Source organism: Aggregatibacter sp. (assembly GCF_057314075.1).
The window spans coordinates 71104-78549 of record NZ_DBHLAR010000001.1 but is presented as its reverse complement, the minus strand read 5'-3'; the positions used below and the strand labels follow the sequence as shown (position 1 = coordinate 78549).

General features: G+C 43.4%; 8 protein-coding genes. 6 read left to right on the top strand and 2 right to left on the bottom strand.

Going from position 1 to position 7446, the window contains the following annotated elements; translation table 11 throughout:
• Window positions 1–68 precede the first annotated feature (68 nt).
• On the bottom strand, window positions 69–626 hold the full coding sequence (gene gmhB / locus ACO5E4_RS00360) for a D-glycero-beta-D-manno-heptose 1,7-bisphosphate 7-phosphatase (protein WP_485861681.1): 558 nt from the start codon (window positions 624–626) through the stop codon (window positions 69–71).
• Between the two features lie 195 nt (window positions 627–821).
• Here gmhB and metN point away from each other — a divergent pair, with 195 nt between their 5' ends.
• From metN to trmL, 4 genes are all read left to right on the top strand, one after another.
• Window positions 822–1859: a methionine ABC transporter ATP-binding protein MetN gene (gene metN, locus ACO5E4_RS00355; RefSeq protein WP_485861680.1), complete on the top strand. Its 1038-nt coding sequence runs from the start codon at window positions 822–824 to the stop codon at window positions 1857–1859.
• Window positions 1849–2526: a methionine ABC transporter permease gene (locus ACO5E4_RS00350; RefSeq protein WP_109433400.1), complete on the top strand. Its 678-nt coding sequence runs from the start codon at window positions 1849–1851 to the stop codon at window positions 2524–2526. The genes metN and ACO5E4_RS00350 overlap by 11 nt, the downstream gene beginning before the upstream one ends.
• Before the next feature lie 34 nt (window positions 2527–2560).
• Entirely contained in the window at window positions 2561–3391 is an 831-nt protein-coding gene (locus ACO5E4_RS00345; protein WP_485861679.1) for a MetQ/NlpA family lipoprotein, read from the top strand.
• A 210-nt stretch (window positions 3392–3601) separates the two neighbouring features.
• Window positions 3602–4078, top strand: a complete 477-nt coding sequence (gene trmL, locus ACO5E4_RS00340) for a tRNA (uridine(34)/cytosine(34)/5-carboxymethylaminomethyluridine(34)-2'-O)-methyltransferase TrmL (protein WP_485861678.1) — start codon at window positions 3602–3604, stop codon at window positions 4076–4078.
• A gap of 72 nt (window positions 4079–4150) precedes the next feature.
• Here trmL and ACO5E4_RS00335 read toward each other — a convergent pair whose 3' ends face one another.
• Window positions 4151–5026 carry a VirK/YbjX family protein gene (locus tag ACO5E4_RS00335; RefSeq protein ID WP_485861677.1) on the bottom strand — a complete coding sequence of 292 codons (876 nt, stop codon included), beginning with the start codon at window positions 5024–5026 and terminating at the stop codon, window positions 4151–4153.
• Between the two features lie 143 nt (window positions 5027–5169).
• Here ACO5E4_RS00335 and yihA point away from each other — a divergent pair, with 143 nt between their 5' ends.
• Together yihA and ACO5E4_RS00325 are read left to right on the top strand one after the other, a co-directional pair.
• Window positions 5170–5784: a ribosome biogenesis GTP-binding protein YihA/YsxC gene (gene yihA / locus ACO5E4_RS00330; protein WP_485861676.1), complete on the top strand. Its 615-nt coding sequence runs from the start codon at window positions 5170–5172 to the stop codon at window positions 5782–5784.
• Between the two features lie 113 nt (window positions 5785–5897).
• Window positions 5898–7433, top strand: coding sequence for a YifB family Mg chelatase-like AAA ATPase (locus ACO5E4_RS00325; protein WP_485861675.1), 1536 nt, complete (start codon window positions 5898–5900; stop codon window positions 7431–7433).
• The last annotated feature ends 13 nt before the right edge of the window (window positions 7434–7446 follow it).

Sequence of the window (7446 nt, the reverse complement as noted above, 5' to 3'; positions counted from 1 at the left end):
GGCATTTATCCCAACCTTGCAACCCCTTTTTTACGTTTTTTTGAAAATATTTTTTTATTGGTTATTTTTTAGATCTTTTGTTTAGAAATCAACCTTGGCAGATCCGCTATGGAATCTAATACATAGTCTGCTGTACTTTCCCCTTCAGGCGTAATCGCTTTGCCGGTTCTTACTAAAATATTCGTATTAATCTTTGCCCCTTTCCCCGCAAATATATCATCAACTTTGTCGCCGATCATAATTGATCTAACCGGATCTATATTTAGTTCTTCAATTGCCTGCAATAACATTCCCGACTTAGGTTTACGGCAATCACAGTCCTGCTTAAACGCTGCAAGTTTTGCCTCCGGATGATGTGGGCAATAATAGATACCATCCAAATCAACACCGCGATCAGCCAATGACCAATCCATCCACTCCGTCAACTGCAAAAACTGTTGCTCAGTAAAATACCCTCGCGCAATGCCTGATTGATTTGTTACCAGCACTAACAAATAGCCCATCTCTTTCAGTTTTTTTAGCGCCTCAATACTTCCTTCAATAAAATGAAAATGATCAATGTCATGCACATAACCATAGTCAATATTCAACGTTCCGTCTCGATCTAAAAAAACCGCTTTCTTCATCTTTTTATCCTATTTAAATATAAATTCGCTCCGATTATCTTCTTTATTTCTATCTCGTGCAAACCTTCTGCTATTTTGTTCTATCACGGAATAAATAATTATAAGAATGACGAGGATAAATATTGACATAGCATTCTAGACGTCTAGAATACAAAAAGTTCTTTTTGATAAAAATTAAACAGTAAAAGGGCTTATATGATTAAGCTAAAGAATGTCAGCAAAATTTTCGACGTTTCAGGTAAAAAACTGACCGCACTTGATAATGTTTCCTTGGATATTCCGAAAGGGCATATCTGTGGCGTTATCGGCGCATCCGGTGCAGGCAAAAGTACTCTGATTCGTTGCGTCAACCTATTGGAAAAACCCTCTGTGGGTTCCATCATCATTGATGGCAAAGATCTCACTCAACTTAGCGATGCTGAACTGGTATTGGAACGCCGTAATATCGGCATGATTTTCCAACATTTCAATTTATTGAGTTCCCGCACTGTCTTTGGTAATGTTGCGTTACCTTTAGAGTTAGAAGGTACACCGAAAGAAAAAATCGAAGCGAAAGTCAACGAATTGCTCTCTTTGGTAGGCTTAAGCGATAAAAAAAATGTGTATCCGTCTAATTTATCCGGTGGTCAAAAACAACGCGTCGCCATTGCACGTGCACTAGCAAGCAATCCAAAAGTGTTATTGTGCGACGAAGCCACCAGTGCGCTGGATCCGGCAACCACACACGCTATCTTAAAATTATTAAAAGAAATCAACCGCACTTTAGGCATCACGATTCTTTTGATTACCCACGAAATGGATGTTGTCAAACGCATTTGTGATTTAGTTGCCATCATCGATCACGGCAAACTCGTAGAACAAGGTTCAGTGAGCGACATTTTCTCCAATCCAAAAACAGAATTGGCTCAAGAATTTATTCGTTCTACCTTTAACGTTAATCTGCCTGATGAATATCTAGAAAATCTATCACACACGCCAAAACACGCTAAGTCTTACCCGATTATAAAATTCGAGTTTACCGGACGCTCTGTGGATGCCCCACTGTTATCTCAAGCTTCCAAAAAATTCGGCGTGGAATTAAGCATTTTAACGTCCCAAATTGAATATGCCGGCGGTGTGAAATTCGGTTTTACCGTGGCTGAAGTGGAAGGCGACGAAGACGCTATTACACAAACCAAAATCTATTTAATGGAAAATAACGTACGCGTTGAGGTATTAGGCTATGTGGAATGATTTTTTAACGCAACTTACGCCTCAAATGTGGCAAGCGGTGTGGGTTTCTACCTATGAAACCGTGTATATCAGCTTTGCATCTACCCTGTTAGCCGTGCTCATCGGTTTACCCTTTGGTGTAGTGACCTTCCTCACCGGCAAAGGCGAAATTCTGCAAAACGCTCGTTTAAATCTCATTTTGAACATTGTGATTAACATTGGACGTTCCATTCCCTTCATTATTTTGTTAATCATTTTGTTACCGTTTACCCGTTTCATTTTGAACACAACGCTGGGTACAACGGCGGCAATTATCCCATTAAGCATTTGCGCTATGCCATTTGTGGCACGTTTAACCGCTAATGCCTTAGTGGAAGTACCAAAAGGCTTAACGGAAGCCGCAAAAGCCATGGGTGCGACAAACTGGCAAATCATCCGCAAATTCTATTTGCCGGAAGCGCTACCAACCTTAATTAACGGTATCACACTGACCTTAGTTACCTTAGTGGGCTATTCCGCCATGGCAGGCATTGTTGGCGGCGGCGGTTTAGGCAGTCTCGCCATTAACTACGGCGAATACCGCAACATGGTGTACGTAAAATGGGTCGCCACAATTATTATTGTCGTATTCGTCATGATTTCACAAAAACTGGGCGATGATTTAGCAAAACGCGTCGATCATCGTTAATTCACTTAACATTGACATCAAAAGAGGATCTTTTATGAACTTAAAAAAACTATTAGGCGTAGCAACACTTGCCTCCGTATTTGTATTAACGGCTTGTAACGAAGAGAAAAAAGCGGAAGCTGCACCAACCGCAGAAGCACCGGCTAAAATTAAAGTCGGCGTCATGGCAGGGCCTGAGCACGAAGTGGCTGAAATTGCGGCAAAAGTTGCGAAAGAAAAATATAACTTAGACGTAGAATACGTTTTATTTAACGACTATGCCTTACCAAACACCGCCGTGTCTAAAGGCGATTTAGATGCGAACGCCATGCAACACAAACCGTATTTAGACAAAGATTCCCAAGCGAAAGGGTTAAACAATCTCGTTATTGTGGGCAACACCTTTGTTTATCCGCTAGCAGGTTACTCCAAAAAAATCAAAAGCGTAAATGAGTTACAAGATGGTGCTGTGGTTGCTGTACCAAATGATCCGAGTAACTTGGCACGTGCGTTAATCTTATTAGAAAAACAAGGGTTAATTAAATTAAAAGATGCCACAAACTTATTCTCTACTTCCATGGATATCATTGAAAATCCAAAACATTTACAAATCAAAGAAGTGGACACCTCTGTTGCTGCTCGCGCTTTAGACGACGTGGATTTAGCGGTTGTGAATAACAACTATGCCGGTCAGGTTGGCTTGAATGCGCAAGATCACGGCGTGTTTGTGGAAGATAAAGATTCTCCATATGTGAACATTATCGTGGCACGCACTGATAACAAAGACAGCAAAGCTATCCAAGATTTCGTGAAAGCTTACCAAACACCGGAAGTAGAACAAGAAGCGAAAAAACACTTTAAAGACGGCGTGGTGAAAGGCTGGTAATTTGAAGCCCCTATAAAAACATCGTAAAACAAGACCGCACTTTTAAGCGCTAAAACGCAAAGTGCGGTCATTTTTTTACACGCTTTTCACGGAGAACATCAGAATAAAAATCCCTTTTTAACCATTGATAAGGATTTTTTATGAACGCTTTTAGCCGGTCAGGTTTACGCCTATAATAAGCCGTCTATTGTTATACCAATCAGGAACACCATGTTAGATATTGTTTTATACGAACCAGAAATTCCGCAAAACACCGGCAATATTATTCGTTTATGTGCCAACACCGGCTTTCGCTTACATTTAATCGAACCTCTAGGATTTACTTGGGACGACAAAAAATTACGCCGTTCCGGCTTGGATTACCACGAATTTGCCGACATTAAAAAGCACAAAACTTTCGAGGCATTTTTGCAAAGCGAGCAACCCAAGCGTTTGTTTGCCTTAACAACAAAAGGCACGCCTGCGCACAGTGAAGTGACATTTGAATTGGGCGACTATTTAATGTTTGGCCCGGAAACCCGCGGCATTCCGATGGACATTTTAAACAGCATGCCGGAGGAACAAAAAATCCGCATTCCTATGGCCGCCAACAGCCGCAGCATGAATCTCTCCAACTCCGTAGCCGTCACCGTATATGAAGCTTGGCGCCAGCTGGGATATCAAGGCGCGGTCAATTTAAACCGATAACAAAAAGCCCATCATCTGATGGGCTTCTTTTTTAAGTGCGGTCGTTTTTTCTCGCATTTTTACGGTAAATGCCTAGCGCACGCTTAGTGCAGCTGCCATATTTTCTTGTAATTGCTCCAACATGGCATAGCGTTTACGGTACATAGAACGCTTATTGCTTGGAATATCGTCCATATTTTTGGTTTCAAAATGCAGTGGTAATTCCCAATAATCTTTTAACGTGCCGGCAGATTCCGCAAAAATCGCATCATAATCCACCACATAACGTTTGCTTTGCACAATGCGGGATTTGTTCTGATACTTATGCGGAATGCCCCACAGTGCAGAATAACCTAACACATTGGTCAGGGCTTTCATGGCTTCTACCATCAAATAAGCCGGACGCAAACCATGACATTTCTTGGTCAGCAATTTAACCATTTCTTTTGAACCTTCAAAATTCGGCCCTTGAATCACCGCAATTAAAAGCGCCTGTTGCACTTTGCCGAAGGTCAATAAATAAACCAATTCTTGACTTGGTGAATGAACCAGCTCTAACGTCCAAAACCCTTCCATCGGCTGATAATCAGTGATGGTTAGCCGCATTTCAAAATCAGGGATCACTTCACCAAAAGAAATCGCTTGTTGCCACAATGGCGGCAAACCAAGTGCGGTCAATTTTTCCGGTAAAAATGTCAGGTTGTCGCACATGGCATCAAAACGTTGTGTCGTATTAAAGCGTTTATCCAAGAAACGATGCACTAACGGATAACTAAAATTTGCCCGTTGATTAAGCAAGTCAACGAGCCACGGTTTTTTATTCACCACACTTTCAAATTTTTTCACTGCCTGCCAGTGCAACCAAGAACGCAAGCGATAGCGAAAACGTTTCATACGGTAGGATTTCTGATTTCTATCCGGATATAACGCATGAGGATCCGGCCATTGATAAACATGTTGCTGTGTCATAATAAATTTTATTTAGATTCAAATAAGGAAAAATCGGGGCACATTTTCGCATAATCTCCCCTTTTTTGCATTTTTTTGTCGTTTTTTTGCGGTTGATAAAGTATCCTAGCCGGCAATTTATCACCTTGGACACAAAGCACATTATGTCAGAGATTAAACTGAATTATCACAAAACTCATTTTTTAACCAGTTCGCCGAACCTCAAAAGTCTGCCGGAAGACAGCGGCGTTGAAATCGCCTTCGCCGGTCGCTCTAATGCAGGGAAATCAACCGCACTGAATGCCTTAACGAATCAAAAAAACCTTGCTCGTACGTCAAAAACCCCGGGGCGTACCCAGCTCATCAATTTGTTTGAGGTGGAGCCACAATGCAAGCTAGTGGATTTGCCGGGCTATGGCTATGCCGCCGTGCCGGAACAAATGAAATTGCAATGGCAACAAGCCCTTGGTGAATATTTGCAAAAGCGTGAATGCCTTGCCGGAATTGTGATTTTGATGGATATTCGCCATCCCCTCAAAGATTTGGATCAGCAAATGATTGAATGGGCAGTGGCTTCCGAACTGCCGGTGTTATTACTACTTACGAAAGCGGATAAACTGAGCCAAAGCGAATGCAGCAAACAGGTCAAAATGGTGCGTGAAGCGATTTTACCGTTCCAAGGGGACATTCAAGTGGAAGCGTTTTCTGCCTTGAAACGCACCGGCATTGATCGCTTGGCCGCCAAATTAGATGCGTGGTTTGCCCCGATTTTTGCCTAAAAAAAGCCATTTCTGCGATTCTGATCGCAAAAAAGTGCGGTGTGAATTTCTTTCATTTCGCACTTTTTTTATTTTGGCGCTCCGCTTTTTTCTTCAGCATTACGGAGCCAAACATGTCTTTAGCCATCGTTTACAGTCGCGCCTCCATGGGCGTTCAAGCGCCACTGGTCACCATTGAGGTGCATTTGAGCAACGGTAAGCCAAGTTTTACGCTGGTTGGGTTACCGGAAAAAACGGTGAAAGAAGCCCAAGATCGTGTCCGCAGTGCGTTGCTCAATGCTGAATTCAAATATCCTGCCAAGCGCATTACCGTCAACCTCGCCCCGGCAGACTTACCCAAAGAAGGCGGACGTTTTGATTTGCCTATTGCGATTGGTATGATTGCCGCCTTTGGTTATATCGATCCGGAAAAATTAAAACACTTTGAATTTATCGGCGAACTTGCCCTGACCGGTCAACTGCGTGCCGTACATGGCGTCATTCCTGCGATTCTGGCGGCAAAACAAGCCAAGCGAAAATGCATTATTGCACAAGGCAATGCCAACGAAGCGTCACTGGTTTCTGAGCAAGAAACCTATTACGCGAATTCTTTATTGGAGGTGGTGCAATTTCTTAATGAACAAGGGGAGCTGCCTCTTGCCGGTGACATCAAAACTCAAAGTGCGGTGGATTTTTTCCCTGAAAATCCCAAAGATCTGACAGACATCATCGGACAACAACATGCCAAGCGCGCTTTAATGATTGCCGCGGCAGGGCAGCACAATCTGTTATTTTTAGGCCCGCCCGGCACAGGAAAGACCATGCTCGCCAGTCGCTTAACCGGATTACTGCCGGAAATGACCGATCAAGAAGCCATTGAGACTGCGTCGGTGGCCAGTTTGGTACAAAATGAACTAAATTTTCACAACTGGAAACAGCGTCCTTTTCGTGCACCTCACCACAGCGCCTCCACACCGGCATTGGTGGGTGGTGGTTCGATTCCAAAACCTGGGGAAATCTCCCTTGCACACAATGGCGTGTTGTTTTTGGATGAACTGCCTGAATTCGAACGCAAGGTGTTGGACGCCCTCCGCCAGCCGTTAGAAAGTGGTGAAATTATCATTTCTCGCGCCAATGCCAAGATTCAATTTCCGGCAAGATTTCAGCTGATTGCCGCCATGAATCCCAGCCCGACAGGGCATTATCAAGGCACCCATAACCGCACTTCGCCACAACAAATCATGCGTTATTTAAATCGCCTCTCCGGCCCATTTTTAGATCGTTTCGATTTATCCATTGAGGTGCCATTGCTACCGCAAGGTAGCCTGCAAAATAGCGGCGACCGTGGCGAATCCAGTGCCATAGTGAGAGAGAAAGTCTTAGCCGCCCGCGCAATTCAACTGCAACGTGCCGGCAAAATTAACGCCCATTTAACCAGCAAAGAAATTGAACGAGATTGCAAACTGGAAGAGAAAGACGCGTTATTTTTAGAAAATGCGCTGACCAAGCTTGGGCTGTCTGTGCGGGCATACCACCGCATACTGAAAGTTTCCCGCACCATTGCGGATTTAGAAGGGGAAAAGCAAATTCACCAGCGACACTTAGCCGAAGCTCTTGGCTATCGTGCGATGGACAGACTATTACAGAAACTTTCTAAAGCATCTGTCTAACCAAACGGCAAGA

Bases quoted from the DNA above. Each gene is read 5' to 3' on its own strand.
- gmhB (WP_485861681.1), bottom strand. From the start codon at position 626: ATGAAGAAAGCGGTTTTTTTAGATCGAGACGGAACGTTGAATATTGAC.
- metN (WP_485861680.1), top strand. From the start codon at position 822: ATGATTAAGCTAAAGAATGTCAGCAAAATTTTCGACGTTTCAGGTAAA.
- ACO5E4_RS00350 (WP_109433400.1), top strand. From the start codon at position 1,849: ATGTGGAATGATTTTTTAACGCAACTTACGCCTCAAATGTGGCAAGCG.
- ACO5E4_RS00345 (WP_485861679.1), top strand. From the start codon at position 2,561: ATGAACTTAAAAAAACTATTAGGCGTAGCAACACTTGCCTCCGTATTT.
- trmL (WP_485861678.1), top strand. From the start codon at position 3,602: ATGTTAGATATTGTTTTATACGAACCAGAAATTCCGCAAAACACCGGC.
- ACO5E4_RS00335 (WP_485861677.1), bottom strand. From the start codon at position 5,026: ATGACACAGCAACATGTTTATCAATGGCCGGATCCTCATGCGTTATAT.
- yihA (WP_485861676.1), top strand. From the start codon at position 5,170: ATGTCAGAGATTAAACTGAATTATCACAAAACTCATTTTTTAACCAGT.
- ACO5E4_RS00325 (WP_485861675.1), top strand. From the start codon at position 5,898: ATGTCTTTAGCCATCGTTTACAGTCGCGCCTCCATGGGCGTTCAAGCG.